Source organism: Streptomyces cirratus (assembly GCF_014650775.1).
Classification (GTDB): domain Bacteria; phylum Actinomycetota; class Actinomycetes; order Streptomycetales; family Streptomycetaceae; genus Streptomyces; species Streptomyces cirratus.
In genome coordinates, this window is the sequence record NZ_BMVP01000021.1 from 35,359 (window position 1) to 60,996 (window position 25,638).

Genomic DNA, 25,638 nt, shown 5'->3' on the forward strand with positions numbered 1-25,638 from the left:
AGACCGTTCGTACTGTTTCGATCCGGACACTGTCCTGAATTCTTCCGTCCGGTCGCTGACCTGCGGGTTTACCCCTGCAAGGCGCTCTCGGAGCCGGCGCGGACCATGAAAAATCCCTTCGGGGCGAATCCCGAAGGGAGGGCGTAGCGGGCCTGAACCCGACCGTGCGGTCCGGTCGCAGGACCCGGCCGGCCGGAGCAGCGCACCGGGTCCGGACGGTCCTCACGAGGCCCGGGAGACCTGTGGGATCCGTGGGGCCCGCGGGACCCGTGCGGACTTCAAGAGGCCCGGGCGGACCGGACGGGGGACGGCTCGGCCGACCCGCCCGCCAGCACGTCACCGAGCCGGTGACGGGCCACCAGCTGGGGCAGCATCAGGTTCCAGTACCGGGTGAGCGAGGAACGCGAGGACCACTCGCGCCGGTCTGCACCGAGCACTTCGAAGCCGACGATCGCCGCCACCACGGCCGCGGCCGCGTCCCGCGGCGAGACCGCATCGGCCAGCAGCCCTTCCGCCGCCGCCTCCCGGAACATGGCCTCGACCCACCGCTGCCACTGCCGGCGCACTGCCCAGCCGCGCTCGCGGCCCACCGCCGACCGGGCGCCGTTGCCCGCGACCAGCCCGAACGCCGCGCTGACGACGGCGTCCCGGCCCAGCAGTGCCACCAGGTCGTGGGTCGAGTCGACCAGCGACTGGAGGGAATTGGCCCCGGCGATCCGGGAGACGGTGATCATCCGCAGGGACTCCGCCGCCCGTTCGACCACCGCGTCGCCCAGGGCGGCCTTGCTCCCGAAGTGGAAGTGCAGGCCGCCCGTGCTGACCCCGGCCCGCTTGCTGATGGTGGCGATGGAGGCGGTTTCGTACCCCTCCTCGGCGAACACCTCCGCTGCCGCGCGGACCAGACTTTCGCGCGTACGGGCCGCGCGCTCCTGCTTCACCATGACATCTCCACAAACCGTACCAGCGGTTTGCCCCAGGGAACGTGTGGATCATGATGGTCGGCCGGGCCGGACGAGCCGGCCCGGAGTCCCGCTCGACCGCTCAGGAAGCCAGCGACTCCCTGACCGGGGCCTGGTCCGCCTCCTCCTCTTCCCCGAGGGCCAGTTCCAATGCCCGGATCTCCGCCACGACCCGGTCCCCGCGGTCGGCCGCCATGTCCAGGCGGGCGAGCACGGCGGGCGTCGCGATGCTGGGGTAGAGGTGCTGGTAGAACGAGGCCACCCGGTATTCGAGGTCCGCCCGGCCCGTCAGCGTCTGGGAGTAGAGCTGCACGCCGGCCCATCCCGCGGAGATGATCCAGGCGGCCTCGGCGGGTTCCACGTGGGGGAGCAGTTCGCCCTGCGCCTTCGCCTGCGCCAGCCGCTGCTCGGTGACCTCGATCCAGGCGGGTACCGAACCGCCGCCGAAGATCTCCCGCATGTCGGGCCCCAGGGACAGCCGCGCGCCGGCGCTGAGCATGGGGTGGCGCCGCATGCGGTGGCCGAGCACCATACCGACGTCGAAGAGTTCCTGGAGCTTGCTCTCGCGCGGGGGGACACCGCCTTCGGCCATCTGCTCGTCGAGGACGCCCTGGGCCAGTTCCTGCTTCGAGGAGAAGTGGAAGTACAGGGCGCCCTTGGTGACGCCCGCCCGGGCGAGGATGTCCGCGATCGTCGCCGCCTCGTAGCCCCGCTCGTCGAAGACGGCAGCGGCCGCCTCCAAGATTGCGCGCCGCGTGCGGACCGCACGCTCTTGCCGTGCCACGATGCCTCCGGTGATGTGTGGGAAACCGACCAAGGGGCCCTCTATGGAGATGCCCCGCCCCCCCACTTTAAAAAGAACCAGAAGGTCCGTATTTTATCAACCCCCGTCAGGTAACAACCTGGAGTTCGAGGCACTTTCATCGACGCGCCTCCTCCCGTCGCCTCGCTTCACACGCGAACCGGCGACCCTCTCACGGCGGGAACCCCTTCCCCGACCGTTGAAGAAAATACTAAACCGCTTGATCGGTTTGTTAGTGGCCCGCCAGTCGCGGCCGCGCCTTCCCCGTCACGCCCGGTGCAGGCACTCTCCGCAGGCGGCAGGGGGTACGGACTTTTCAGGCGGGCCCACCTCGCCAGGCGACCCAGGGAGCGGAATACCGCCTCCCACTTGGGACGGGACCTCCGTGTCCCACGCAGTGCGATCAGTTCGTAACGTGCCTGGTAGGGGTCGGGTTGGGGTGCTTCCACGCCTCGGCGGCCGCACCCCCGCGACCCGGGTCATGTAACAACTGGGCGTCCGAACCACCTTGCAAACAAAACCGGAGAGTACGTATCTTGCGGGGACCAGGAGCACCCCAACCGTCGTTACGACTCTGTGGAGAGGTCAATGACCCTGCTGACGTTCCAGACCGACGCCCAGGTGCAGCCCCTGTCTGGATCAGGAGCACAGTGGGCGCGATGCAACGACCTTCCAGAGCTCACGAGCACGGTACCGAGGGAATACGTCCACCGGAGCTCCGTCGCGGAGGTGTTCCTGACCGGTTACCGGCGTATAGGGGACGACCTCTTCCTGCTCAACGGCCAGTGGCCCCGCGCCCACACCTTCTTCACCACCGCCGACGGCACCAGCCACGACCCCGTCCAGGCCGGCGAGACCATCCGTCAGGCCGGGCTCCTGCTGTGCCACGCCGAGTACGGCGTACCGCTGGGGCACAACGCCCTGCTGTGGAACCTCGGCTTCAAGGCGGATCCCGAGCAGCTGTTCATAGGAACCCGCCCCACCGACCTGGAACTCATCGCCTCGTGCCGCGACTTCGCCTGGAAGGGCAACCGGTTCTCCGGTTTCCTCGAGGTGAGCATCCGCCGCGACGGCCGGGTGGCGGCCACCGGCACCGCGTTCTTCAGCTTCGTCCCGCCCGCCGTCTACAGACGGCTGCGCGGTGAGTGCACCAGCAGCGCCACCGCTCCGGTGGTCCGGGCGACGCCGGTCCCGGCGGTCCAGGCCGGCCGGCTCCTGCCGATCGACGTCGTACTCGCCCCCTCCGGGGAGCCGGACCGCTGGCTGCTCAGCCCGCACCTGAGCCACCCGATCCTCTTCGAGCACGCCAACGACCACCACCCCGCGATGGTCCTGGTCGAGGCGGCCCGGCAGGCCGCGTACAGCACCCTCGCGGCCGACGCGTTCACCGTCACGGGGATCGAGTCGTCCTTCCTCAACTACGCCGAACTCGACGCCCCCTGCTGGATCGAAGCCGAGGTGGCCCCTTCATCGGACCCCTCCGTCCGCACCGTGCAGGTGGTCGGCCGTCAGGGCGACGTGAAGGTCTTCGAGGCGCTGGTCACCGGTACGGTGTCCGCCGCCGCAGCCGGGCCCGAGACCCTGCCCCCGGCGCCCGCGGCCGCCTTCGCCACCGGTGTCACCGTGGCGCCCGCCCCCGTGGCCACCGCCGCCGTCCCGGTGCTCGCCGCCCTCTGATCCCGGTACCAGGATGCGTACCGCTCGAACGCCTCCCCCAGTCGCGGGCCGGGTCCGGCCCCCACCAGCTTCCACAGCCGCCCGCTGTCGTACCAGTGGTCGACCGTGAGCAGGGACAGCCTGCGACGTACGACGGGATCGTCCGCACCGCCCAGCAGCTCCAGCGCCTCGCCCAAGGTGACCTCGCCCTCCGGTAGCGGCAGGTCCAGCGCCCGGGCCACGGCGGTGATCAGCTCACGGCAGGTCACCGGCTCCGGGTGGGAGGCGTGCAGGACCTGTCCGGCGGGCAGTTCCGGCAGCCCGGCCAGGTCCGCCACCGCCCCCGCCAGCGCGTCCGCCGAGATCATCGAGATCCGGGCGCGGCCGCCGTCCACCCAGTGCGGGAGGCGCCCCATGAGGTCCGCCACCGCGGGGATCACCCAGGTGTCTCCGCGGCCGTAGACCAGGTGCGGCCGCAGTACGGTGCCCCCTGCCGCGAGCACCAGCCGCTCCCCGGCCAGCCGCGTGACGCTGGTCGGGGAGGACGGCTCCTCGGCCGGCACCCCTTCGGCCGCGCCCCGGTGCGGTTCGTCCCGGTACACGGCGGCGGTGCCGAGGTGCACGAAGCGACGTACGCCCGCGCGCGCGGCCTCGGCCAGCAGGGCGCGGGTGCCTTCGGTGTTGACCGCCCGGCACTGTTCCTGCGTGCCGCCGATGCGGGCCGCGAGGTGGACGACGGTGGTGACGCCGTCGCAGATCCCGCGCAGCGAGGCCGGGTCGGTGAGATCGCCGGTCACCGTCTCGACGGCCGGTGCGCCGCCGTCGCCGTCGCCGGGGGTGGGGCGGTGGTGGGTCAACAGCCGCAGCACGGGGGCGTCCGGGCCGGTGGTGCGCAGCCGCTGTGTCACGTGGGAGCCGACGAAGCCGGTGCCGCCCGTCACGAGGATCCGTTCGGGTATCAACGACAGCCTTTCGCCGGGGAACTGGGGGTGGATGACCGGGGGACCGGGATGTGCCCTGGTCCTGTCATACCCCATCCCGCGCATGCCGATCACCTGGCGGTAAGAAAGTAGGCTGAGAATATGACCAGCTCAAGTCCCCGCCTGACGCCGGTGACCACCGATAACTTCGACGCGGTGTGTGCGGTGCGGCTCCACGCGTATCAGGAGGACTTCGTCTCTCCTGTCCTGAAATCGCTCGCCGAGGCGTACGTCTACGGGCCGCTCGCCTGGCCCCGCGCCATCGTCGACGGGGACGAAGTGGTGGGGTTCGTCATGGCGTTCCTGGACTTCCCCTGGGACGGCAACCCCGCCGACCGGCGCTCGGGCCTGTGGCGCCTGAACATCTCAGCCGACCACCAGGGCAAGGGCTACGGCCGCTTCGCGGTCGGTGCCGTCGCCGAGGAGGTCCGCCGCGCGGGCGGCTCGCGCCTCTACGTCACCTGGCACGCCGGCGAACGCGGCCCCGAGCCCTTCTACCTCGGCCTCGGCTTCCGCACCACGGGCGAACTCAGCGGCACCCAACGCGTCGGCGTCCTCGACCTCCCGCCGTCCGCCTAGCCGCCGCCCCCGCCGGCCGTGCCCCGGCCCGCAGGAGACCACGCAGACCAGTTCCAGGGTGCGCAAGGCTGCGGACGATGCACAGGGCCCGGGCGGCCCCGCCGAGCACCGTGACGGCGGCTGTTCGCACCCGTTCTGCGACCCCGAAGTGGTCGGCGGCGCCTCCACCGACACGCGGGCCGGCGCTGGCCGCGGCATGGCCCAGGCAGGCGGCCGACCCCGTCGCGGACCGGATGAACACCGGGTCGGGGAGGAGCGCGCGACCGAAGGACGCGACCTGCTCGGCATGAACGGCCCGACGCTGAGCGAGCACGACCGGCCGGCGCGTTGACGCCCCGGGCGAGCACGGCGGTCAGCCACGCCGGCCCGAGCACGGCGCCGGAGGCGAAGGCCAGGACGGTGACGGCGGAGGCCGGTAAGCCGGCTGCCACCGCCACCGGTACGACCCGTGCGGCCACGCGCCCGCCCACGCCGGCCACGGCCGGCGAAGACGCGGCCCAGAACGACGAACCCGGCGCAGAGCGCGAGGCAGCCACCATGCCGGCGGCCTTGTGCCCGGCTCCGGAGCCGGCATCGAACACCGCCGCGGCGAGGAACGAGACGCCGGACACCCCGACCGGCGCCCGCCGCAGGCCCGCCGCAGGCCCACCGCACCGGCCAGGACGAACGCCCCCCTCAGCGGGGAGCCGGTGACCTGGATCCAGCGGAGGTCGCCCTCCCGGGACTCATCGGTCCTCGCGCACTTCGGTGTTCTGGCAGGCGGTCAGCAGCCAACGCCCGTCGCCCTGCCGGGTCACCACGTACAGCGGCGCCCCTTCGCCGGCGGCGGCGCCCTCCTCCGCCGGCGCGTACACCTGACGGACCTTCACCGCGGCCACGTCCGGCCGCAGGAACACGGTGTGCGTCACCTCGTACGTCACCCGGCCGTCCCAGCTCGCCGCCGGCAGCACGGCTCGCGTGAACGCGGCGATCTCCTCGAAGCCGATCAGCACCCTGCCGTGGGCGGTGGTCCATATCGCGTCGGGGTGGAAGAGCGCGAGGAACCCCTCGGCGTCCTTCGCGCGCTGGGTGCGTTCGACGGTGGCGACCACCTCCGCGATGGCCTTGACCACGGCGTTCTGCTCTTCGCTGTTGATGTCCATGGAGAACACCTTGGACCCTCAAGCATGGTTGAGGTCAAGAAATATGATCACATGATCGGTATGACGAGGACTCTGTACCTGCTCTGCTCAGCCGCCCCACCCGTCTTCGACGTGGCGCATGTCGTCGAGGACGCCCAGTCGCGCGGCTGGGACGTCTGCCTCGGCCTCACCCCGACCGCCGCGCACTGGGTGGCCGGAAGCCTCGACGGACTGGCCGCGCTCACCGGCAATCCCGTGCGGTGGCAGTACCCGCTGCCCGGCGAGCCCGACCCGTGGCCGCCCGCCGACGCCTTGCTGTTCGCCCCCGCCACCTTCAACTCGCTCAACGCCTGGGCCCTCGGGCTCACCGACCGGTTCGTCGCCGGGCTCGCCGCCGAAGCCATCGGCCGGGGCACCCCGACGGTGGCCGTACCCTGCCTGAGCCCCGCCCTTGCGGCGCACCCCCGCTTCGAGCTGTCCCTGAGCGTGCTACGGGGCGCTGGCGTCGAGCTCCTTTACGGCGAGACCGCCCCCACCGCGCCCGCCGAAGGCACCCCCGCCCCCGCCTTCCCCTGGGGCCCGGCCCTCGACGCGGTGGACCGGGCCACGACCGGCCCGACCCCGTAGCCGGGCACCGGGCCACTCCCCCGTTGCCTCCCGTCGCTCACTTCGCGCAACAGGTCCGCCGCGACCGCGCGCAGGTCTCCTCCCGTGATCACAGCACTCCGCGGAAGAAGGCGCGTACGTCCCCGACCAGCAGCTCCGGCACCTCCATGGCCGGGAAGTGGCCGCCCCGGTCGAACGAAGTCCACCGCACGATGCGCTCGGTGCGCTCCGCCACGTGCCGCAGCGGGACGAAGTTGTCCCGGGGGAAGTCCGCGAGGGCGGTCGGGGTCGTGGACACCTCGGGCGGCTTCCCGTGATAGTCGGCGTGGGCACGCTCGTAGTAGATGCGGGCGGCGGACCCGGCCGTTCCCGTGAGCCAGTACAGCATCACGTTGGTCAGCATCTGGTCGCGGTCGATCGGGCACTGCGGATCGCTCCACTCCGCGAACTTCTCCCCGATCCAGGCGAGCAGCCCCACCGGTGAATCGTTCAACGCGTAGGCGAGCGTCTGCGGCCGGGTCGCCTGGATGTCGGCGTACCCCTGCCGCTCCTTCGCCCACACCCGGTACCGCTCCCAGGACGCCAGCGTCCGCGCCCGCTCGGCCGGTTCCAGCTCCTCCAGCTCCGTCGCCCCGGGCGGTGCCGTCGCCCCGCCTCCGGGCAGCAGGTTCAGGTGCACGCCGACCACGTTCCCGGCCCGGATCCTGCCCAGCTCCCGCGAGACGGCGGCTCCCCAGTCGCCGCCCTGGACCCCGTACGTCTCGTACCCGAGCCTCTCCATCAGCGTCCCGAAGGCCCGCGCGACCCGCTTGAACTCCCAGCCGGTCTCGGTGGTCGGCCCGGACAGCGCGAATCCCGGGATGTGCGGCAGTACGACGTCGAAGGCGTCCCGGGGGTCTCCCCCGTACGCCCGCGGATCGGTCAGCGGCCCCACGACCTTCTGGAACTCCACGAACGACCCGGGCCATCCGTGCGTCATCAGCAGCGGGGTCGCGCCGGGTTCGGGCGAACGGACGTGTGCGAAGTGCACGGTGGCCCCGTCGATCACGGTGGTGTACTGCGGCCACTCGTTCAAGCGGGCTTCGGCGGCCCGCCAGTCGTACTCCTCGCGCCAGTACCGTACGAGCTCCCGCACTTCCCGTACCGGGATCCCGTACGCCCACCCCACCCCGCCCAACTCATCGGGCCAGCGCACCCGCTCCAGCCGCCCCCACAGGTCGTCCAGCTCCGCCTGCCCGACCTCGACCCGGTACCGCCGCATCCCGTCCATCCGCCCACCCTGCCCCCAAACCCACCCCACCCCGAACGGCTTTTACACCCGGCCCCACCCGCACCGCGGCCCGCTACCCCCGCGCACCCCCACCGCCGCCCACTGCCCCGCCGCCCTGGCGCACCCTCAACCGACGCCGCCGACCGCCCCGACAGCCACACCGACCCCGGCGCCGGCCGCCTCCGCGTCCGCCTCCGCCTCCGCCATCCCGTCCGTCCGGTACTCCCCCACCCGCGCCCCGCCCACCAGGCTCGGCAGCAGCAACCCCCACAGCGCCGCGACCTTGCGCCGCAACTCCCCGTACGACAAACCGGTCCCGGACAGCACCTCGATACCCGACAGGGCGGCGGCGACCAACGACTCCGCCTCCTCCCACCGCCCCGCGCCGAGCTCCCCGTCCCCGCCGAGCTCCCCGTCCCCGCCGAAACCGCCGGCCCCGACGAACCCCGCCCCCGCCAGCTCCCCCGCGTCCCGCGCCATCCGCAGCAACCCGCACACCGACGCCAACCACGCACCGTGGAAGTCCATCACCGCCGGCTGCTGCCCCGCACACTCCTTGGTGATCCGGAAGCTCGCCGGTATCGCCGCATCCTCGTGCAGCGTCCGTGCCAGCCAGTGCGTCGTGTCGATCAGCACCTGCAACGGCGAGGCCCCGCCCTCCCGCAGCCCTCGTACCGCCTCGTGCAACAGCCGGCATCCCTGCCGCTGCACGGCGTCGGCCAAGTCGTCCTTCGACGCGAAGTGGAAGTACAGCGCCCCCTTGGTGACCCCCGCCGCCCGCGCGATGTCCCCCAGCGTCGCGTTGGCGTACCCGTGGCGGTGGAACAACTCGGCCCCGGCGAAGACCAACCGCCTACGTGTCCGCTCCGACCTCTCCTGCACCGCTCGTCTCCTCTCGCCCGCGCCGCCAAGCCCGCACCACACCGCCCCGACAGCGGGCCCGTCACCCAAGGCCCGTCGCCCAAGGCCGCACATCTGCCCCTACCCGCACATCAAGCCCGTACGAGCCGCTCCCGCACGTCCGCCACACCCGCACCGGCAGTCGCCCCCGCACCGACGACCCGCCCCGCGGCGACCCCGTCCGGCCCCGCCATCAGGATCGACCGCTGCAACCGCCGCAACGCGGCCGACGGCTCCAGCCCCAAGTCCCTGACCAGCGTCGTGCGCAGCCGCTGGTACACGTCCAGCGCCTCCCCCCGCCGCCCCGACCGGTGCAGCGCGAGCATGAACTGCCCGTGCAGGTTCTCGTGCGTCCGGTACCGGCTCACCAGCACCGTCAGCTCCGCCAGCAACTCCCGGTGCCGCCCCAGCCGCAGGTCAGCCTCGATCCGCTGGTCCAGCGCGCACAGCCGGGTCTCCTCCAGCCGCCGCGTCTCCATGTCCAGCTGCACGCCGCCGTGGACGTCCGCGAACGCCGGTCCCGACCACAGCGCCAGCGCCTCCCGCAGCAGCCTCGCCGCCCCCGGGTGGTCACCGGCGTCCATCGCCCGGTAGCCCATCCCGGAGAGCCGGTCGAACTCCCGCACGTCGCTCGTCCCGCCCCCGCTGTTCAGCAGGTACCCGCCCGGCAGCGTGACCAGCACGTCCTTCGCCGTCCGCGAACCGTCACCGCCCTCCAGGGCGGCCGCGATGAGCGAGCGCAACTGGAGTACGTACGTCTGCAACGTCGTACGGGCGCTGCGCGGCGGCAGGCCGCCCCACAGCTCCTCGATCAGCGCCGATACGGGTACCACCTGATCGGCATGGAGGGCCAGGAGGGCCAGGACCTGCCGGGGCTTGGGGGCGGTCGGCGTTATGGAGATCCCGTTCTCCCGCACGGCCAGTGCGCCCAGTACATCGATGTCCACGTCGTACTCCCCTGTCCTTGGATGAGTCGCAGGAGCCAGTAAAAAACGGGACAGACGGTTTGTCAACCGGGATTGCGCCACCTCTTTTCACGCCACTCCCCTCCCCACCATCTACTTCCCACCCACCCCACCTGCACCGTTTCCGCCTTACACCCACCACCACCTCGCCCTCTCCCACCTCGCATACCAAACCGTTTGGTCTTGTTCCGATGCTTCTCTTATCTACCTCGGCCCCTGCCCACCCAGCATCAGCGTCCAGATCCGCGCCACCGTCTCCGGCCCCACCCACCCCGGCTCGGCGGCGCCCATCACCTCCAGCCCGACAGTCGAGGCCACCACCGCCCGCGCCACGTCCCGCCGGGACACGCCCTCGGCCAGGGTCCCGCCGCGCTCGGCGGCCTCCAGTAACTCGTCCACCCACAGCCGCCAGCGTCCCCACACGTCGACCCGGCTCCCACGCGAGACGTCGGCGGACAACCCGAAGCCGGCGCGCACCACGACGTCTTCGGCCAGCAGCGCCATCAGCGCGGACGTGGAGTCCAGCAGCACCCCCAACGGGTCCGACGCCACCTCCCCCGCCGCCCTGGCCGTATCAATGACCTGCCGCACCGCCTCCACGGACCGGTCCTCGACCGCCCGGGCGAGCGCCGCCTTCCCGGCGAAGTGGAAGTGGAACCCCCCGGTGGTCACTCCGGCCCGGCGGCTGATCGTCGCCACCGACGCGGCGGCGAAACCCTCCTCGGCGAACACCTCCGCCGCCGCGCGCACGAGTGATTCCCGCGTGCGCGCAGCACGCTCCTGCTTATCCATGGGGGCTCCACAAACCGCATGCGCCGCATGCGCGGTACACCGAAGAAGGTGTGACGAGTTCGGGCGGCCACAGTCGGTGCCCGCAGCCGAGCCCGGGCGGACTCCCACTGGAGCCACAGCTTCCGAGTCCGCGCCGCCGCTCCGCGCACCCTCCACACAACCCGCCCTCCGCCCCTCTCCCCCGATCCCTTTCCGGCACCCGCCCCGCCCCCGATCCGCCCGGTGAATGCGATCACGTGACGGCCTGGTTCCAACCCGCCTACCCGCTGCTACTGTCAGCCTTCATGAGCGGTGACATCGGTGTTCTCATAGGCAAGTCGGCCCTGATCACGGGTGCCAGCGCAGGAATAGGAGCTGCCGCCGCCCGGGTGTTCTGCCGTGAAGGCGCCGCGGTCACACTGGTGGCCCGCCGCGAGGCACAACTGGCCGCACTCACCGAGGAACTGCGCGCCGCCGGACACCGGGCCCAGTACGTCGTCGCCGACGTCGCGAAGAGCGAGGACGTGGCCCGCGCCGTCGCCGCGGCCGTGGACACGTACGGCAGGCTGGACGCCGCGTTCAACAACGCGGGGTACGGCGTCGAGCCGAAGCCCATGCACCTGCTCGACGAGGACGCGTACGACACCACGATGGACACCAACGTCCGCGGCGTCTGGAACTGCATGCGCCACGAGATCCGCGCGATGCTGCTCACCGGAGGCGGCGCGATCGTGAACAACAGCAGTACCGCCGGCCTGGTGGCCACACCGGTGTCGGCCCCGTACATCGCCTCCAAGCACGCCGTCATCGGCATGACCAAGGCTGCCGCCACCGAGTACGCGCCCCACGGCATCCGCGTGAACGCCATCGCCCCCGGTTCCACGCGCAGCGAGATGATCGACACCTGGCTCAAGAGCAACCCGGAGATGGAGGACGTCCTCCTGCAGGCGGCTCCCCTCCCCCGTATCGCCGACCCGGCCGAGATCGCCGAAGCAGCCGTGTGGCTCTGCAGCGACCGCGCCTCTTTCGTGGTCGGCACCACCCTCTCCGTGGACGGCGGCTGGACCACCCGCTGAGGTCCACGGCGTTAACGGCGTTAACGCCGTTAACGACCGACGGGCTGACGACTCTGGGGCGTCCACAGCGTTAACGCCGTTAACGGTCTGCCGCACCGCCGGCGTTAACGGCGTTAACGGCGTTAACGGCGTTAACGCCCCGCGTCGGCCCCCGCGCCCCACCCCCTCACCGTTAACGACGTTAACGCCGTTAACGGTTGCCCCCCAGCATCCGCCGGACCACCGGCCCCGTCACCCCCGTGGTCACCAAGGCCATCAGCACCAGAACCGTGAACAGCTCCGGCCCGATCACCCCCAGCCCGAGCCCCACGTTCAGCACGACCAACTCCGTCACCCCCCGGCAGTTCAGCAGCGCCCCCAGCACCACCGCGTCCCGCACCGGCTCCCCCGCCAGCAAAGCGGCCCCCGCACCCCCGCCCCACTTCGCGGCGACCGCCACCACCAGCACCGCCCCCACCCACAGCCACGCCCCCGCGTCGCCGCCCAGCAACCCGACGTCCGTCCGGAGCCCGCTCCCGACGAAGAACAACGGCAGCAGCACCGGCACCACCACCTCCCGCATCCGCCGGGCCGCCCCCTCCACCGGCGCCCAGTCCCGCGGCACCACCGCGCCGAACACGAACGCACCGAACAGCGCGTGCACACCGATGGCGTCCGTCGCGTACGCCGCCACGCACAGCCCGGCGAACAGCCCGACCACCCCACCGCCGCCGTCGGCCCGCCGCTTCGCACACCGGGCCAGCACCGGCCGTAGCCCCCACCACATCCCGGCGAGGAACGCCCCGGCCAGTACCCCGGTGACCGCCGCCCCGGCGGCCCCACCCCCGCCCGCCACCGCCACGACCACCGCCAGCAGGCACCACGCCACCACGTCCGCGGCCGCCGCGCTCGCCATCGCCACCGCCCCGACCGGCGTCCCGTGCAGCCCCTGCTCCGTCAGGATCCGCGCCAGCACCGGGAACGCCGTCACGCTCATCGCCACCGCCACGAACAGTACGAACTCGCCCCGGCCCACCCCTTCCGGCGCGAAGGACCCGTACATCCCCGCCGCCAGCAGCCCGCCGAGCGCCAGCGGTACGACGACACTCGCCTGGCTCACCACCGCCACGGTCCGCCCGCGGCCCCGCAACAGGCCGAGGTCCAGCTCGAGCCCGACGAGGAACATGAAGACCACGAGGCCCAGGTTCCCCAGCACCCCCAGGTACGGAAGCACCTTCCCCGGCAGCAGCCACCCTTGCCCCTCCGGCCACACCCACCCGAGCAGCGAGGGCCCGAGTAGGATCCCCACGGCGATCTCCCCGACCACCGCCGGCTGCCCGCACCTCCGCATCACCACCGCACCCGCCCCGCACAGCAGCAGGACCACCGGTACCGCGATCAGCACTCCCGGCAGCGGATCACCCGCCACAGGCCCCTCCCGAAGACGGCGTCCCCGGCCCCCTGCCCCCGCGCCCCCGCGCGGGAAACGGACCTACGCCGCAACGCCGGTACTTCCGAAGGTCGCCGCCGCCCCTCCACCAGCAACCCGATCCCCTCGAAGATCCGCAGCCCGAACCCTCCCACGGGCCCATCACCCGCGCCCAAACTGCGTCCGCCGTACGCATTAACGGCGTTAACGCCTCCCCACCCCCGACGCCGGAAGGCCGGCCCAGCGCCAAAGGCGCCGAACCGGCCTTCCCTCCCCCGCCTGCGATCAGTCGGTGCCGAACTCCATGGCGGCGCGGTCCAGCATCTCCTCGTCCTCGGAGACCTCGCCCCGCGAGGCGATGGCCTCCGCTCCGCCCTCCGGCATGTTGCCGATCAGCCCGGTCGCGGCCGCCTGCGCGGCGCCGATCGCCGGGTTGGCGGTGCCGATCAGACCGAGCGCCGCGTACTGCTCCAGCTTGGAGCGCGAGTCGGCGATGTCCAGGTTGCGCATCGTGAGCTGGCCGATCCGGTCCACCGGGCCGAAGGCCGAGTCCTCGGTGCGCTCCATGGACAGCTTGTCCGGGTGGTAGCTGAACGCGGGACCCGAGGTGTCGAGGATCGAGTAGTCCTCACCCCGCCGCAGCCGCAGCGTCACCTCACCGGTGACGGCCGCGCCGACCCAGCGCTGCAGCGATTCCCGGACCATCAGTGCCTGCGGGTCCAGCCAGCGGCCCTCGTACATCAAGCGGCCGAGGCGCCGTCCCTCGTTGTGGTACTGGGCGACGGTGTCCTCGTTGTGGATCGCGTTCACCAGGCGCTCGTACGCCGCGTGCAGCAGGGCCATACCGGGGGCCTCGTAGATGCCGCGGCTCTTGGCCTCGATGATCCGGTTCTCGATCTGGTCCGACATGCCCATGCCGTGACGCCCGCCAATGGCGTTCGCCTCCATCACCAGGGCGACGGGCGAGGCGAACTTCTCCCCGTTGATGGTCACCGGACGGCCCTGGTCGAAGCCGATCGTCACGTCCTCGGTGGCGATCTCGACGGAGGGGTCCCAGAACCGCACGCCCATGATCGGCTCAACGGTCTCCACGCCGGTGTCCAGGTGCTCCAGCGTCTTGGCCTCGTGGGTGGCGCCCCAGATGTTGGCGTCGGTGGAGTACGCCTTCTCCGTGCTGTCCCGGTAGGGCAGGTCGTGGGCGAGGAGCCACTCCGACATCTCCTTGCGGCCGCCCAGCTCGGTCACGAAGTCGGCGTCCAGCCAGGGCTTGTAGATCCGCAGGTGCGGGTTGGCGAGCAGGCCGTACCGGTAGAACCGCTCGATGTCGTTGCCCTTGAAGGTCGAGCCGTCGCCCCAGATCTGTACGTCGTCCTCGAGCATCGCCCGCACGAGGAGCGTGCCCGTGACGGCGCGGCCGAGGGGCGTGGTGTTGAAGTACGCCCGCCCGCCGGAACGGATGTGGAACGCACCGCACGTCAGCGCGGCCAGCCCCTCCTCCACCAGCGCGGCACGACAGTCGACCAGCCGCGCGATCTCGGCGCCGTACGCCTTCGCCCGACCGGGCACGGACCCGATGTCGGGCTCGTCGTACTGACCGATGTCGGCGGTGTAGGTGCAGGGAATCGCACCCTTGTCGCGCATCCACGCGACCGCGACCGACGTGTCGAGACCGCCTGAGAAGGCAATGCCGACGCGCTCGCCGGCAGGAAGGGAGGTGAGGACCTTAGACATAGGAAGAGTATGCACTCCCCCGCATGATCATGCAAAACCCCACCCCGCATCAACGCCGTTAACGCTTCCCCCGGCCCTCGCCGGCTTCCGCCCCCCAGACCAGCCCTCCACCATTAACGGCGTTAACGCCCACCCCGCCCCGACCCCCCAGCCCGCACCCATCGACGGTCGGCACCCTCCCCCGAGCCGCCCATCCCCGGCGGCCCATCCCACCGGGCCCACCGCCGAAGCCCGACCCACTAACACCTCACCCGCGCCTCCACCATTAACGGCGTTAACGCCTACCTCGCCCTCGTCGGCCTCCGACCCCCAGACCAAGCCCTCCACCATTAACGGCGTTAACGCCCCCGCCCAGGATCCGCTGCCCCACCCGAGCCTCGGCCGCCTTCACCCCCGACGCGGCTCCCGCACGCCCAGACCCACTGACGGCTCGACTCCCCGACCAGACCTCGCCCTCCCACCGGGCCCAAACCCGGGCCCCAGCCCCCTGGCCGAGCCGTAACCCACATCCAGGGGGCCTAGCGGACGGTTTGCCCCACCCCCTGTCCACAGCGCCCCGACCCACCCCGTGGTCGCCGACCCAGCACCCCCGCCGAGGCATCACCCCACACCACCCCCGGCCCGCCCAACGTTCCGCCGCACACCCATTAACGGCGTTAACGCCTGGCTCCCTCCCAGGAACGCCACACCCACCCGTCCCGCGACCCCGAACGGCATCAGCCTCGGCGACGCGTACGCCGCCCTCACCTCAGCAAGCCCGGGCCACCAAACGGCACACGACCCACACCACATCCACCACCCGCCACCTGAAGCCGGCGGGCTCCTTCGACCACCCACAACCCCCAGGGCGGCCAAGGCCGCAACCCGAACGCCCCGCCCAACAGCCCGGCGCCAGACCGCCGTCCCACCCACCCCCACCCACTTCGTTAGCAAAACCCAAGCGTGGCGCCCACATCCACCCCGAAACGTTAGTAAAGTCCCTCACATGACTTCTCCCTCCCAGAGCGACCGAGAGAAGGTCGTCTCCAAGCTCCCCCCGTGGCTCCGCCAGGAATTGAAGATCCGCACAGCCCAACTGCGCGTCGACATCCAGGACGCCGTCCACCAGGGCATCGCCCACTGGAGCGCCCTCGCCTCCGCCCCCTCCCCCGTCGACACCTCCGGCGCCGAGTCCTTCTCCACCTGGCTGCCCATCGGCCAGTGGGAATCCTTCCGCGCCGCCTCCAAGGACCGTGGCGTCTCCCTCATCCAAGGTCTCGCCCAAGCAGTGCACCTCTGGCTGGAGATGAACCCCGCCCCCACCGTCAAGCGGCCCTCCGTCGTACGCCGCATCGTCGTGTGCAACCAGAAGGGCGGCGTGGGCAAGACCGCCATCACCGCCGGCACCGCCGAGGCCCTCGCCGAGGACCCCTCGACCCTCCACCCGGTCCGCGTCGCGCGCCAACTGGCCCGCCTCTCCCCCGCCTCCGACGAACCGACCGGAGAACGGGGGGCCTCCTACTCCGAGACGACGCCCGTCGACCTGGAAGACCTCCCCGGCCTCGGCATGCGCGTACTCCTGGTCGACTTCGACCCCCAGGGCCACCTCACCAAGCAGCTGGGCCAACAGCCCCTCCCCATCGGCGGCGACAGCCTCACCTGCCACATGGCCGGCGAAGCCAAGGGCCCCCTCACCGACCTGATCGTCCCCGTCCCCGACGACCGCTTCGGCGACCGCCTGCACCTCCTCCCCGCCTGCACCGACGCCTTCCTCCTCGACGTCCGCCTCTCCACCGTCCGCGCCCGCGAAGCCGCCCTCGAACGCGCCCTCGCCCCCGTCGAAGCCGACTACGACGTCATCCTCATCGACTGCCCGCCGAGCCTCGGGCTCAGCATGGACGCGGCCATCTACTACGGCCGCCGACGCGACACCGAACAGCCCGGCGCCTCCGGCGCGCTGATCGTCGTACAGGCCGAGGACTCCTCCGCCGACGCCTACGACCTCCTCACGTCCCAGATCAACGATCTGCGCGACGACCTCAGCCTCGACATCGACTACCTCGGCCTCGTCGTGAACCTCTACGACGGCCGCCGCGGCTACATCGCCACCTCCTCCCTCCAGGCCTGGATGGACATAAAGGATCCGCGGGTCGTGGCGATCGTCCCCGACCTCAAGGAACAACGCGAAGCCGTCCGCGTGAAGCAGCCCCTCTTCGTCTACGCGCCCAAGGGCGACCAGGCCGTAGCCCTCCGCGCCCTCGCCCGGGAGATCTCATGAGCAGCAAGGCCGACAAACTGGGAGTCTCCGCCTCCTTCGCCCGGGCGCAGCCCGTCGGCGTCAGCTCCCGACGCGCGGCGATCGCCGAAGCCACCGGCGCCCCCACCTCCGGCATCGTCCCCCCTTCCGAGGTACCCATCGAGGCCCTCGCCCACAACCCCTTCAACCTCCGCGAGGACCTCACCGAACTCGACGAGCTGGCCCAGTCCCTCCTCTCCCGGGGTCAGCTCCAGCCCCTCGCGGTCGCGACCCGTATGGCCTTCATGGAGGCGCACCCGGGCCAGACCGACGGCCTGGGCCGCGCCCCGTACGTCGTCATCGACGGCAACCGGCGACTCGCGGCCGCCCAGCTGGCCGGTCTCAAGACCATGCACATCCACGTCAACGACGCACTGTCCGCATCCGCCGCCGACATCCTCGAATCGGCGCTGATCGCGAACGTCCACCGCGTCGACGTCGCACCCATGGACCAGGCCCGCGCGCTCCAGGAACTCGTCGACGTCCACGGCTCCCAGGCCCAGGTCGCCAAGCGACTCGGCAAGACGGCAGCCTGGGTCTCCCAGCGCCTGGCCCTCCTCAACCTGACGCCCACCCTCCAGGAGAAGGTCGACACGGGCGAACTCAAGGTGGAGCCGGCCCGCCGCATCGGCCGGCTCCCCCAAGAGGCACAGGCGGCGGCAGCCGACGAGACCATTAACGCCGTTAACCCCCCTCGCCAACGCACCCCCGTTAACGGCGTTAACGCCGTTAACGCCTCACCTGCCCCACCCACCCCCACGACCCCGCTCACCCCGCCCACCCCATCAACATCAACATTCACCCCTCCCCCACACCCCTCCCCCGCACCGCGCATCACCATCTCCACGCACTCCCCGGAAACGATCGCGGACGCCCTCACCGCTCACCTCACCCCCGACGACCTCAAGGCCGTCACCGAGCTCCTGCTCTCCCGCATCTGAGGCAGAACCCCGATGGGGCGTTAACGCCGTTAACGCCCCACGTGCGTTTCATGTGCGTTCAGAGGTGCGGTTCGCATAGCCTTACCGGCGGAGACCTGCTGAACGAGAAACACGACGAGAGACCCGCCGAGACGCCATGAGCAACGATCCTGAACAGACCACGCTCTTCGCAGCGGTCGACGCCCTCCTCGAAGAGGCAGCCGCGCAGGACCCCCTGCCGCACCCGGACGAGCGCAAGCGCCTGCGCGAAGCCGCCGGGCTGAGCCAGGACCAGATCGCCAAGGCCCTCTCCGTCCGCCGCGAAACGGTCACCTCCTGGGAAACCGGCCGCACCGCGCCGCGTCCGCCCAAGCGCGCGGCCTACGCCCGCCTCCTGGAAGGCCTCGCCACCCTCCACCCCGTCGACGCCCCGGCCCCCCAGACCATTAACGCCGTTAACGCCCCCGCACCCGCCGCCCCCACCATTAACGGCGTTAACGCCGTTGACAACCCCGCACGCCTCGCACCCACCCCCACCGTTAACGCCGTTAACACCCCCGCACCTTCCCCCACCGTTAACGGCGTTAACGCCGTTAACGCCCCCACACCCACCGCACCCCCCTCCCCCACCCGGCTCCCCACCCCCAAGGCCGCACCCCCCACCCCCCCGCAAGGGACCACCCCCCTCGCCGTCCTCACCGGCACCCCCCAAGCCCACGCCGCCGGCGGCCTCCTCCTCGACCTCCCCCCCAAGGCCGCCACCGACCTCCCCACCCTCATCGCCTGGGCCCTCTCCCCCGACGCCAACCTCCGCTCCCCCCGCCTCCACCGCAACGGCAAGGACGGCGACCCCCTCCTCGTCCTCACCGCCGCCGCCACCGAAGCCCTCGGCCTCCCCCTCACACTCGAAGACCGCCGCGGCCTGCGCCTCCCCGACGACCACCCCACCCTCAAGCTCCTCGCGAAGCACAAGTGGCAGCTCACCCGCCGCGGCTTCGGTCCCTGGCCCCGCATCTACCGCCCCGCCACCCCCACCACCGGCCGCCAGTGCGTCCAGCTCGCGATCCTCCCCTGGGGCGCCCTCGACCCCCGCGCCTGGGGCGAGGACACCGCCGACCTCCCCGCCCCCGAACTCGCCGATCTGCTCACCACCTACGCCACCCGCGTCCTCACCCCCCGAGGCTCCACGGCGGTCACCGGCCTCGAACTCATGACGGCCCTGCGCCCGCCCACCCGCGCCGCCCGCAACCCCGTCACCAACACCTGGGAGTCCGCCCCCGTCGCCGGCTCCCTCACCCGCCCCGTCGACCCGGCGCCCCCGGAGGCCCCCGACGAACACCCCGTCGTCGCCGCCCTGTACCCCCGCGCCCACCAGCGCACCCCGGACCAGGTCCTGGACGAAGAGGCGTACGACTGGATCCGCGACCCCCAGCTCCTCACCGACGACGAGTGCACCCGCACCCACGCCGTCGGCATCGACGTGAACATGGCCTTCGCCGCGGCCGCCAACCGCCTCACCGTCGGCCTGGGCCCCGCGACCCACACCACCGCGCCCCGCTTCGACCCCAAGACCCCCGGCTGCTGGCTGGCGGACCTCTCCTCCCTCCCCCAGGATCCCCGCCTCCCCAGCCCCTTCACCCCCCACGGCCGGCCCCCGACCGGCCCGGCCTGGTACGCGACCCCGACACTCGCCTACGCCCAGGAACTCGGCCACCCCGTCCACCCCACCGAGGCCTGGCTCCGCCCCGACAGCGGCCCCTACCTCGACGCCTGGTACACCCGCCTCCGCGACGCCTACATGGCCACCATGGCGGACCTCGGCATCACCCCCGCCCTCACGGAGGCCGAGTTCCTGACGGCGATGGCGGCCATGGCAACGGGGGTAACGGGGGCCACCGGCGCCACGACGCCCCACCACCCCACCCTCAAGCCGGTACTGTCAGCCATCAAGTCCACCGTCAAGGGCGGGATCGGCAAACTCCGCGAACGCCCCCAAGGCGCCGGCTACCGCCACGGCGAACCCTGGCCGGCCCTCGAACGCCCCACCTGGCGACCCGACATCCGCGCCGCCGTCATCTCCACGGCCCGCGTCAACATGCACCGCAAGATGCACAAGCTCGCCACAGCGGCCGGCCAGTACCCCATCGCGGTCCTCTCCGACTGCGCGGTGTACCTTTCCCCCGGCCCCAGCCCCCTCGACTTCCTCCCCCGCACACCCGAGGGCAAGCCCCTCCCCGGCGGCTTCCGTCTCGGCGTCAGCCCGGGCATGGTCAAGCACGAGGGCACCCAGCCCCTCCTCTGGGCCGTCGAAATGCTCGACTCACAGCTCAACCCCGCACGCCACATCAAGGGCCACGACGCAGCGGCCGACGGAGAGTAAGCGAGAGTAAGGACCCATGCCACCCTCCGACATCGACGACAGCCTCATCCGCGCCGACGAGCAGAACTTCACCCGCCCCGTCCCCCGGTCCGCGGGCGCCCAGATGCGCTTCCTCGTCAAGCAGCTCAAGTCCACCCGGGAGACGGCCCGTCTGCTCGGCATTTCCCAGCGCACGGTCGAGCGCTACGTCAAGAACCAGATCCGCCACCCCAAGCCCGCCCTGGCCACCCGCCTGGAGACCGAGGTACGCCGCCGCTGGCAGCCCCTGGTACGCAGGCGCGCCCGCGACCGGGCCGCCCGCACCACCGGCCTGGTCATCGAGACCCGCGCCCGCTTCGGCTTCACCGCGGCCCCCGGCACCACCGACGACGGCCGCATGCGCCGCATCACCCAGCACCTCCCGCCGGAGTACGCGAGCCGCCTCTTCTCCGCCCAGGAGGCCGGCGCCACCGAAGCCCAGCTCCGCCAGATCACCGCCGAAGCGCTGCAAGAGATCTACTTCAAGGACAACGGCGCCCGCGCCACCGGCCTCCTGGTCGAGTTCACCGACATCGACTACGTCGACCTGGCCTTCTGAGGGGCCACCTTCTGAGGGACCGAAGGGACTACCAGGGACCAAAGGGACTGAAATCCGCCATCAAGGCCGAACACATTTCAGCCACCACGCAGCAGCCCGGCGACCCGGCGACCCAGCCAGTCAGGCCAGACAAGCCAGTCAGGCCACGGTGGGGGCGGAAAGCCCTCGCTGCGAGCGTTCGGTCTTCCTGCCGACCTGCCTGGGCTGGATGGTCCGCGGGTCGACCGCCTCACCCGGCGCGCCCTCCCGGTACAGCCCCTCGGGCTGGGCGTCCCGGTCGTGCGGCAGGAGGTAGAAGACGCGCCGCTTCTGCAGCCCGCTGTCGGGGTCGGCTTCCGCCGTGTCGCCGAGCTCGGTGAACCCGATCATCCGCCCGTCACGGTGGTAGCGCGGCTTCCCCCGACGGCGCGGAGTCTTGTCCAGGGCCTGCCGTACGTAGTCGAGTTCTTCGGGATCCTCCAGCCACACCACTTTGACCTCGTGGGCGAGATCGCTTGCTGTCAGTAGCGAGCTCATGGCCTGGACCCTTCCTCGTGCACGTCGGCCCTTCGGGGCCCCTGGTTTCTCCGCGCCGCGAACGACGCCGATGCCGGTATGCGACGGAGCCCCGTGGGCTCCCGCCGGCTGGTGGATCCGTTCATCATCCTTGTCCATCGTAGGTGTGCCCGCCCCGGGACCGCAGCACGCATCGACCAGTCACGCCGTAGTTGCCCTGTTCGCGTCACGTGGGACCTACTCTTCATCGGCCAGAAGGGCCAGCCCCGGATAGAACTTCTGCCCGTTCGAACGGAGCATCTCATTGGGCGAGGCGACGCCCACCTCCGCGCGGATCCGCGTGGCGAACGCACGCGTCGTGGCGGGCCTCAGACCCTCACCATCAAGGCACCAGGCACTGTAGGCACGGTAGAGGGCTCCCTGTTCGACCTTGAGGTCGCGCGGATCGGGCAGTTCCGCGCCGGTGGTGCAGCATTCCGCGAGGAAGCGCCCGATGTGGTCCTCGGTCGTCGCGTAAGCCTGGGTGGCGGTGCGTACGACGCTGGGCCCCGTCAGCGGTGGTTTGTCGGCGAGGTAGGCCTTGGCTCCCTGGATCATCCAATGCAGGATGCCCGGACCCTCCTCCTGTACGAGTGCCTCCGCCAGGTTGTCGATCTTCCGGTGGTCGGGGACGACCTTCTCGAAGGGAATGAGGCGGATCCGGCGCCAGAACGCGTGGCCGCCGGTGCCGACCTCCGGGCGGTGGTTGCCCAGGAGCCACAGCTTGTGGGTCGGCTCGAAGCTGAAGAAGTCCTGCCGCATCCGCCGTGCCTTGAGCCGGTCGCCGCCCGTGAGGAGCTTGACGCGGGCCTCGTCGAACTTGTCGTGCGGCTTGAGCTCGCTGCAGACGAACAAGCGCCGTCCGTGCAGTTCGGTCAGCTCGGTGGAGTGCTCGTTGAACTTGCCGCGCTCCATCAGGAACCCGGGCGGCGCCACGTCCGCGTAATCACCGAGGATCTTGATCACGACGTCCAGCAGAGCGGACTTGCCGTTCGCGCCCACGCCGTAGAGGAACGGCAGGACCTGACCGCCGACGTCACCGGTGATGGAGTAGCCGAGCAGGAGATGAAGGAAATTGATCATCTCCTTGCCCTTGTCGTCATCGCCGAAAGTCTGCTTGAGGAAGGTGTGGAACCTCGGGGTCGGCATGGCCTCGGGCGCCAGGTGCGTGGCACGGGAATGCAGATCACGCGTCGGATTGGGCTTGTGCAGATCGCCGGTACGCAGGTCCACCACACCGGCGGGGGTGCAGAGCGCGTACTTGTCCCCGTCCAGGGTGTCCGGGTCCAACGCCAGTTCGGGCGACGCCTTCGCTTGCGTCAGCATGGCCTTGACGCCCGAGGTGGACATGGTGCGCTTGCGGTGCTGGGCCAGCTCACGGTCCGTGAACAGACCGCGCGGGTCGTGGGCGGGCAGATCCTCCGCCATGTCACCGGCGGCCCAGATCGCCGCCTTCTCCCCGCCGGTGCGCTTCCACCGGTACTCGTCCCAGACGTACCAGCCCAGTCCCTCCACGTGCCGGAACCGGTCGTGGTGGAGGTGCGCGAACAGCTTCGCGTTGCCGCGATCGGTCAGGTTGTTCAACAGCCCGGCCTGGATGAAGTCCGCAGCGCCGATGCCCGCGGGCGTCCCGCTCTGCTGAGCGGGCAGGCGCCGGCCCTGCGGCGCGGTGTCCGTCGTGAACGCGGCGAGCTGTTCCGCCGCCGCCTGGGCGTTGAACCCCGTGCTTCCGGCGCTGCTCATGGGCGCTCCTTGGGGTGAATCGGCCGATCACTGCCGGCGCGCAACCCTGTGTCGACGATGAGGACGTTTCGGCGTGGCTGGTGGGGTCGCGCGTGGTTCGCAGCTTCGAGGAGCAGCTCCCGGGCTTCTGCCTGGGTGAGGTGGCCGGAGGCGGTGAGTCCTCCGGCGGTGAAGGCGGCTCGGTTGAGTTTCTCGCTGAACGCCGTGCCCGCGGGACTGGAGCCGCAGGCACGGACCTCGTCCAGGAGCGAGGCCAGCACCCTTCTGCCGGCCTGCCCGGGTCCCTGGGACCCCCGGGTCTTCGGTCGCGGGACGGTGGCCTGCGCGGGGGCAGGCGGATCCACCCGGTGGCCGGTGCGCACGAGTTCGGCGGTGAGCCACATCGGTAGGACCGCAGGCACACGGGCCCCGTCCAGCGCCTCGTAGACACCGGCGGCCGTGCGCGTCGTCGGCGCCACGATGTAGCCGCCGACGGCGCGTACGTCGACCTGCCAGGCCAAGGCGACCTTGGAGCTCGAACCGCTGGAGCACCGCAAGCGCGGCCCGTCCAGGGGCGTCCGGTACCAGATGTGCAGGCCCCCCGAGGGCGTACGCACGCGCAGGGTCGAAGCGTCCTCACAGGGGTCGAGCGCACCCCTGTACGCCGCCAGGAGCGCCAACGTGTCGAAGCCGCTGCTGAGTCCGGTCAGGTCGACGCGCTCGTCGATGGGGATCCCGGGCAGCAGCTTCTGCCGGTCCGGCACCGGCACGGCGTGGGCGTCGACGTCGATGACCACCAGCCCGGCAGGTCCGCAGGCGACACCGATCCCGAAGTCCGGGTTGGCCCCCCACCACTGGCGGACCGTCCGGGGGTCCGTGGTGGCCGCGTGGAAGCCGTGGCACCAGCGGTCCTGCGCGTGGCACGGGCAAGCCTGCGGCGGGTGCTGCCCTTCCCGGCATTCGGAACAGTTCGGAGCAGGCGTCTTGGTCCCTGGCGCAAGGGGGTGGACAGGGTAGCCGCGCAGCGCCATCCACGTGGCCACGCCCAGTGCGGTCCCGCCATGCACCTCGTGTGGCGGGCTTTCGTAACGCACGGGCACTGGCTCTTCCTTGACGCGGTGTGAGGGGCGGCTGCTCCCAACCCCTTGTTGCTCCCTTGAGTGGCCTTCCACCTGCAGCTCAGGGACCAGAGGGACTGAAGATTCACTATTGCGGAGGTTACCTCAGAGGTCGCGGCGGCTCAGGTTCAAATAGCCGCTGTATCGCCAGTTCAGTCCCTTCGGTCCCTCACTACGTGAAGGTATGGCCCAGTTCATCCAGGAAGGTTCCTCTTCTTCAACCGGCCGACACCCGGGCGTGTCGCACTTTCTGGCCGAGAACCGACCATGAGTCCCTCCACCTTCGAGCCGGCCTCCACCAGGCCCCTGCTCCGCCCCTCTCCCAGTCCAGTACATCACCCATCACCCGGAGCACCCCGCCACGGCCCCACGCCCCCAGGGTCTGAAAGCACCCCGAATCCGGTTAAGTCCCTCGCTGTTCAGTCCCTGGAAGAAACCGCAGGTCAGAGGGGTGAAGAACAACTGACAGGGACTAAAGGGACTGAGAATCAGCTCTTCCACTTCTCACGTGTGCGTGTATGCGCGGGCGTATGTAGAGGTCCCTAGATGCTTATGCGGCTCATAACTAGAGATTTGAGTCCCTTCGGTCCCTGTGCCTGCCGACGAGGGCCCCTGACCTGCAGGTTTATGCAGTGACTGAACGACCAGGGACCGAAGCCAGTCCACCGGCGTTCAGTACCTTGTCCCGGGGGGACCGGGTACCGAGGGAGGGGGCCACCCCACCCACCCCCGACCCCTCCACCCCTCAGCCCCTCGCCCTCACCCCGGCTGCCAGTCCCTGAGCCCCTGGAACGACCTCACGGCCCCGGACCCTCCCCCTGGACCCACAGGCAGCCCCTCACCCGCCCCCGAAGCCCCACCGGGCCCCTCACCCCGCCCCGCGTTCTCCGAACGACCCCTGCGGAACCCCGGCGCCGGCGCCTGGTACCCGGTACCAGGCGGCCCGATGGCGTCGTCTTCGAGGCCGCGCACGGTTCGGTGAAGCTCGACGAGAGTGAAGGCGCCCGCCGCGCGCTCCACACCGGGCACGGCGACCTGTCGGTCGGAGCCGCCCGCGGAGCCTCCGCCTCCTTGGACGTCGGCACCTCCCATGGCTGCGTCCAACGCGCTCGAGACCCCCGGTCTGACCGTCCACGCGACCACCGCCCATGACGACATCACCGCCGGCAGTCCCTCACGGCTCACACCTGGCCCGGACTGTTCCGACAGCACCGCGGCGTGGGGGAGTACATGAGGGGGACCGGAACCACTACATCCGTGTCCGAAAGAGGGCCAGGAACAAGAAGCG

The 25,638-nt window shown here is 71.2% G+C and carries 21 protein-coding genes and 1 pseudogene; 9 read left to right on the forward strand and 13 right to left on the reverse strand.

What is annotated here, in order from left to right; genetic code table 11:
* Nucleotides 1-278: 278 nt before the first annotated feature.
* Together IE207_RS30235 and IE207_RS30240 are read right to left on the reverse strand one after the other, a co-directional pair.
* Nucleotides 279-941, reverse strand: a complete 663-nt coding sequence (locus IE207_RS30235; protein WP_190187520.1) for a ScbR family autoregulator-binding transcription factor — start codon at nucleotides 939-941, stop codon at nucleotides 279-281.
* Between the two features lie 100 nt (nucleotides 942-1,041).
* Entirely contained in the window at nucleotides 1,042-1,743 is a 702-nt protein-coding gene (locus tag IE207_RS30240; RefSeq protein ID WP_190187521.1) for a ScbR family autoregulator-binding transcription factor, read from the reverse strand.
* 606 nt (nucleotides 1,744-2,349) lie between these two features.
* Here IE207_RS30240 and IE207_RS30245 point away from each other — a divergent pair.
* Nucleotides 2,350-3,438 carry a ScbA/BarX family gamma-butyrolactone biosynthesis protein gene (locus tag IE207_RS30245; RefSeq protein WP_190187522.1) on the forward strand — a complete coding sequence of 363 codons (1,089 nt, stop codon included), beginning with the start codon at nucleotides 2,350-2,352 and terminating at the stop codon, nucleotides 3,436-3,438.
* Nucleotides 3,439-3,845: 407 nt separating this feature from the next.
* Here IE207_RS30245 and IE207_RS34035 read toward each other — a convergent pair.
* Nucleotides 3,846-4,463, reverse strand: a pseudogene (locus IE207_RS34035) (NAD-dependent epimerase/dehydratase family protein); the annotation flags it as partial.
* A gap of 36 nt (nucleotides 4,464-4,499) precedes the next feature.
* Here IE207_RS34035 and IE207_RS30250 point away from each other — a divergent pair.
* Nucleotides 4,500-4,976, forward strand: a complete 477-nt coding sequence (locus IE207_RS30250) for a GNAT family N-acetyltransferase (protein ID WP_190187523.1) — start codon at nucleotides 4,500-4,502, stop codon at nucleotides 4,974-4,976.
* 58 nt (nucleotides 4,977-5,034) lie between these two features.
* Entirely contained in the window at nucleotides 5,035-5,307 is a 273-nt protein-coding gene (locus tag IE207_RS30255) for a hypothetical protein (RefSeq protein WP_190187524.1), read from the forward strand.
* A 394-nt stretch (nucleotides 5,308-5,701) separates the two neighbouring features.
* Here IE207_RS30255 and IE207_RS30260 read toward each other — a convergent pair whose 3' ends face one another.
* On the reverse strand, nucleotides 5,702-6,118 hold the full coding sequence (locus tag IE207_RS30260; RefSeq protein ID WP_190187525.1) for an SgcJ/EcaC family oxidoreductase: 417 nt from the start codon (nucleotides 6,116-6,118) through the stop codon (nucleotides 5,702-5,704).
* A gap of 60 nt (nucleotides 6,119-6,178) precedes the next feature.
* On the opposite strand from IE207_RS30260, the gene IE207_RS30265 reads away from it, so the two are divergent.
* Nucleotides 6,179-6,724 carry a flavoprotein gene (locus tag IE207_RS30265; protein ID WP_190187526.1) on the forward strand — a complete coding sequence of 182 codons (546 nt, stop codon included), beginning with the start codon at nucleotides 6,179-6,181 and terminating at the stop codon, nucleotides 6,722-6,724.
* Between the two features lie 88 nt (nucleotides 6,725-6,812).
* Here IE207_RS30265 and IE207_RS30270 read toward each other — a convergent pair whose 3' ends face one another.
* The 4 genes from IE207_RS30270 to IE207_RS33875 form a co-directional block, all read right to left on the reverse strand.
* On the reverse strand, nucleotides 6,813-7,973 hold the full coding sequence (locus IE207_RS30270; protein WP_190187527.1) for an epoxide hydrolase family protein: 1,161 nt from the start codon (nucleotides 7,971-7,973) through the stop codon (nucleotides 6,813-6,815).
* 126 nt (nucleotides 7,974-8,099) lie between these two features.
* Nucleotides 8,100-8,855 carry a ScbR family autoregulator-binding transcription factor gene (locus IE207_RS30275; protein WP_190187528.1) on the reverse strand — a complete coding sequence of 252 codons (756 nt, stop codon included), beginning with the start codon at nucleotides 8,853-8,855 and terminating at the stop codon, nucleotides 8,100-8,102.
* 110 nt (nucleotides 8,856-8,965) lie between these two features.
* Nucleotides 8,966-9,820, reverse strand: coding sequence for an AfsR/SARP family transcriptional regulator (locus IE207_RS30280; RefSeq protein WP_190187529.1), 855 nt, complete (start codon nucleotides 9,818-9,820; stop codon nucleotides 8,966-8,968).
* A 222-nt stretch (nucleotides 9,821-10,042) separates the two neighbouring features.
* The gene (locus tag IE207_RS33875) at nucleotides 10,043-10,630 is read right to left on the reverse strand and encodes a ScbR family autoregulator-binding transcription factor (RefSeq protein WP_190187530.1); all 588 of its coding nucleotides are present in this window, start codon (nucleotides 10,628-10,630) and stop codon (nucleotides 10,043-10,045) included.
* A 284-nt stretch (nucleotides 10,631-10,914) separates the two neighbouring features.
* On the opposite strand from IE207_RS33875, the gene IE207_RS30290 reads away from it, so the two are divergent.
* The gene (locus tag IE207_RS30290; protein WP_190187531.1) at nucleotides 10,915-11,685 is read left to right on the forward strand and encodes an SDR family NAD(P)-dependent oxidoreductase; all 771 of its coding nucleotides are present in this window, start codon (nucleotides 10,915-10,917) and stop codon (nucleotides 11,683-11,685) included.
* Nucleotides 11,686-11,875: 190 nt separating this feature from the next.
* On the opposite strand, the gene IE207_RS30295 is transcribed toward IE207_RS30290, so the two are convergent.
* Together IE207_RS30295 and argG are read right to left on the reverse strand one after the other, a co-directional pair.
* Nucleotides 11,876-13,093, reverse strand: coding sequence for a cation:proton antiporter domain-containing protein (locus IE207_RS30295; RefSeq protein ID WP_229874159.1), 1,218 nt, complete (start codon nucleotides 13,091-13,093; stop codon nucleotides 11,876-11,878).
* Nucleotides 13,094-13,378: 285 nt separating this feature from the next.
* Nucleotides 13,379-14,824: an argininosuccinate synthase gene (argG, locus tag IE207_RS30300; protein ID WP_190187532.1), complete on the reverse strand. Its 1,446-nt coding sequence runs from the start codon at nucleotides 14,822-14,824 to the stop codon at nucleotides 13,379-13,381.
* A 985-nt stretch (nucleotides 14,825-15,809) separates the two neighbouring features.
* Between argG and IE207_RS30305 the strand changes: the two genes are divergently transcribed.
* The 4 genes from IE207_RS30305 (at nucleotide 15,810) to tpg (ending at nucleotide 20,976) form a co-directional block, all read left to right on the forward strand.
* Complete coding sequence (locus IE207_RS30305) at nucleotides 15,810-17,081, forward strand: ParA family protein (RefSeq protein WP_190187533.1); 1,272 nt, start codon at nucleotides 15,810-15,812, stop codon at nucleotides 17,079-17,081.
* Nucleotides 17,078-18,040, forward strand: coding sequence for a ParB/RepB/Spo0J family partition protein (locus IE207_RS33880; protein ID WP_190187534.1), 963 nt, complete (start codon nucleotides 17,078-17,080; stop codon nucleotides 18,038-18,040). Before IE207_RS30305 ends, IE207_RS33880 begins: the two co-directional genes overlap by 4 nt.
* A 136-nt stretch (nucleotides 18,041-18,176) precedes the next feature.
* The gene (tap, locus tag IE207_RS30315) at nucleotides 18,177-20,399 is read left to right on the forward strand and encodes a telomere-associated protein Tap (protein ID WP_190187535.1); all 2,223 of its coding nucleotides are present in this window, start codon (nucleotides 18,177-18,179) and stop codon (nucleotides 20,397-20,399) included.
* A gap of 16 nt (nucleotides 20,400-20,415) precedes the next feature.
* Nucleotides 20,416-20,976 (forward strand): telomere-protecting terminal protein Tpg, encoded by a 561-nt coding sequence (gene tpg, locus IE207_RS30320; RefSeq protein WP_190187536.1) that lies wholly within the window; start codon nucleotides 20,416-20,418, stop codon nucleotides 20,974-20,976.
* Between the two features lie 138 nt (nucleotides 20,977-21,114).
* Here the strand turns inward: tpg and IE207_RS30325 are convergent, their stop codons facing one another.
* The 3 genes from IE207_RS30325 to IE207_RS30335 all read right to left on the reverse strand — a co-directional run bounded on the left by IE207_RS30325 (nucleotide 21,115) and on the right by IE207_RS30335 (nucleotide 24,263).
* A complete protein-coding gene (locus IE207_RS30325) occupies nucleotides 21,115-21,492 on the reverse strand; it encodes a DUF6009 family protein (protein ID WP_190187537.1) in 378 nt (125 codons plus the stop codon).
* 216 nt (nucleotides 21,493-21,708) lie between these two features.
* Nucleotides 21,709-23,253 (reverse strand): DNA primase family protein, encoded by a 1,545-nt coding sequence (locus tag IE207_RS30330; RefSeq protein ID WP_190187538.1) that lies wholly within the window; start codon nucleotides 23,251-23,253, stop codon nucleotides 21,709-21,711.
* On the reverse strand, nucleotides 23,250-24,263 hold the full coding sequence (locus tag IE207_RS30335; protein WP_308433689.1) for a bifunctional DNA primase/polymerase: 1,014 nt from the start codon (nucleotides 24,261-24,263) through the stop codon (nucleotides 23,250-23,252). The genes IE207_RS30330 and IE207_RS30335 overlap by 4 nt, the downstream gene beginning before the upstream one ends.
* Nucleotides 24,264-25,638 lie beyond the last annotated feature (1,375 nt).

Excerpts from the sequence above, each read along its gene's own strand:
- IE207_RS30235 (WP_190187520.1), bottom strand. The coding sequence starts at position 941 with ATGGTGAAGCAGGAGCGCGCGGCCCGTACGCGCGAAAGTCTGGTCCGC.
- IE207_RS30245 (WP_190187522.1), top strand. The coding sequence starts at position 2,350 with ATGACCCTGCTGACGTTCCAGACCGACGCCCAGGTGCAGCCCCTGTCT.
- IE207_RS30250 (WP_190187523.1), top strand. The coding sequence starts at position 4,500 with ATGACCAGCTCAAGTCCCCGCCTGACGCCGGTGACCACCGATAACTTC.
- IE207_RS30260 (WP_190187525.1), bottom strand. The coding sequence starts at position 6,118 with ATGGACATCAACAGCGAAGAGCAGAACGCCGTGGTCAAGGCCATCGCG.
- IE207_RS30265 (WP_190187526.1), top strand. The coding sequence starts at position 6,179 with ATGACGAGGACTCTGTACCTGCTCTGCTCAGCCGCCCCACCCGTCTTC.
- IE207_RS30270 (WP_190187527.1), bottom strand. The coding sequence starts at position 7,973 with ATGGACGGGATGCGGCGGTACCGGGTCGAGGTCGGGCAGGCGGAGCTG.
- IE207_RS33875 (WP_190187530.1), bottom strand. The coding sequence starts at position 10,630 with ATGGATAAGCAGGAGCGTGCTGCGCGCACGCGGGAATCACTCGTGCGC.
- IE207_RS30290 (WP_190187531.1), top strand. The coding sequence starts at position 10,915 with ATGAGCGGTGACATCGGTGTTCTCATAGGCAAGTCGGCCCTGATCACG.
- argG (WP_190187532.1), bottom strand. The coding sequence starts at position 14,824 with ATGTCTAAGGTCCTCACCTCCCTTCCTGCCGGCGAGCGCGTCGGCATT.
- IE207_RS30305 (WP_190187533.1), top strand. The coding sequence starts at position 15,810 with ATGACTTCTCCCTCCCAGAGCGACCGAGAGAAGGTCGTCTCCAAGCTC.
- IE207_RS33880 (WP_190187534.1), top strand. The coding sequence starts at position 17,078 with ATGAGCAGCAAGGCCGACAAACTGGGAGTCTCCGCCTCCTTCGCCCGG.
- tap (WP_190187535.1), top strand. The coding sequence starts at position 18,177 with ATGAGCAACGATCCTGAACAGACCACGCTCTTCGCAGCGGTCGACGCC.
- tpg (WP_190187536.1), top strand. The coding sequence starts at position 20,416 with ATGCCACCCTCCGACATCGACGACAGCCTCATCCGCGCCGACGAGCAG.
- IE207_RS30325 (WP_190187537.1), bottom strand. The coding sequence starts at position 21,492 with ATGAGCTCGCTACTGACAGCAAGCGATCTCGCCCACGAGGTCAAAGTG.
- IE207_RS30330 (WP_190187538.1), bottom strand. The coding sequence starts at position 23,253 with ATGAGCAGCGCCGGAAGCACGGGGTTCAACGCCCAGGCGGCGGCGGAA.
- IE207_RS30335 (WP_308433689.1), bottom strand. The coding sequence starts at position 24,263 with ATGGCGCTGCGCGGCTACCCTGTCCACCCCCTTGCGCCAGGGACCAAG.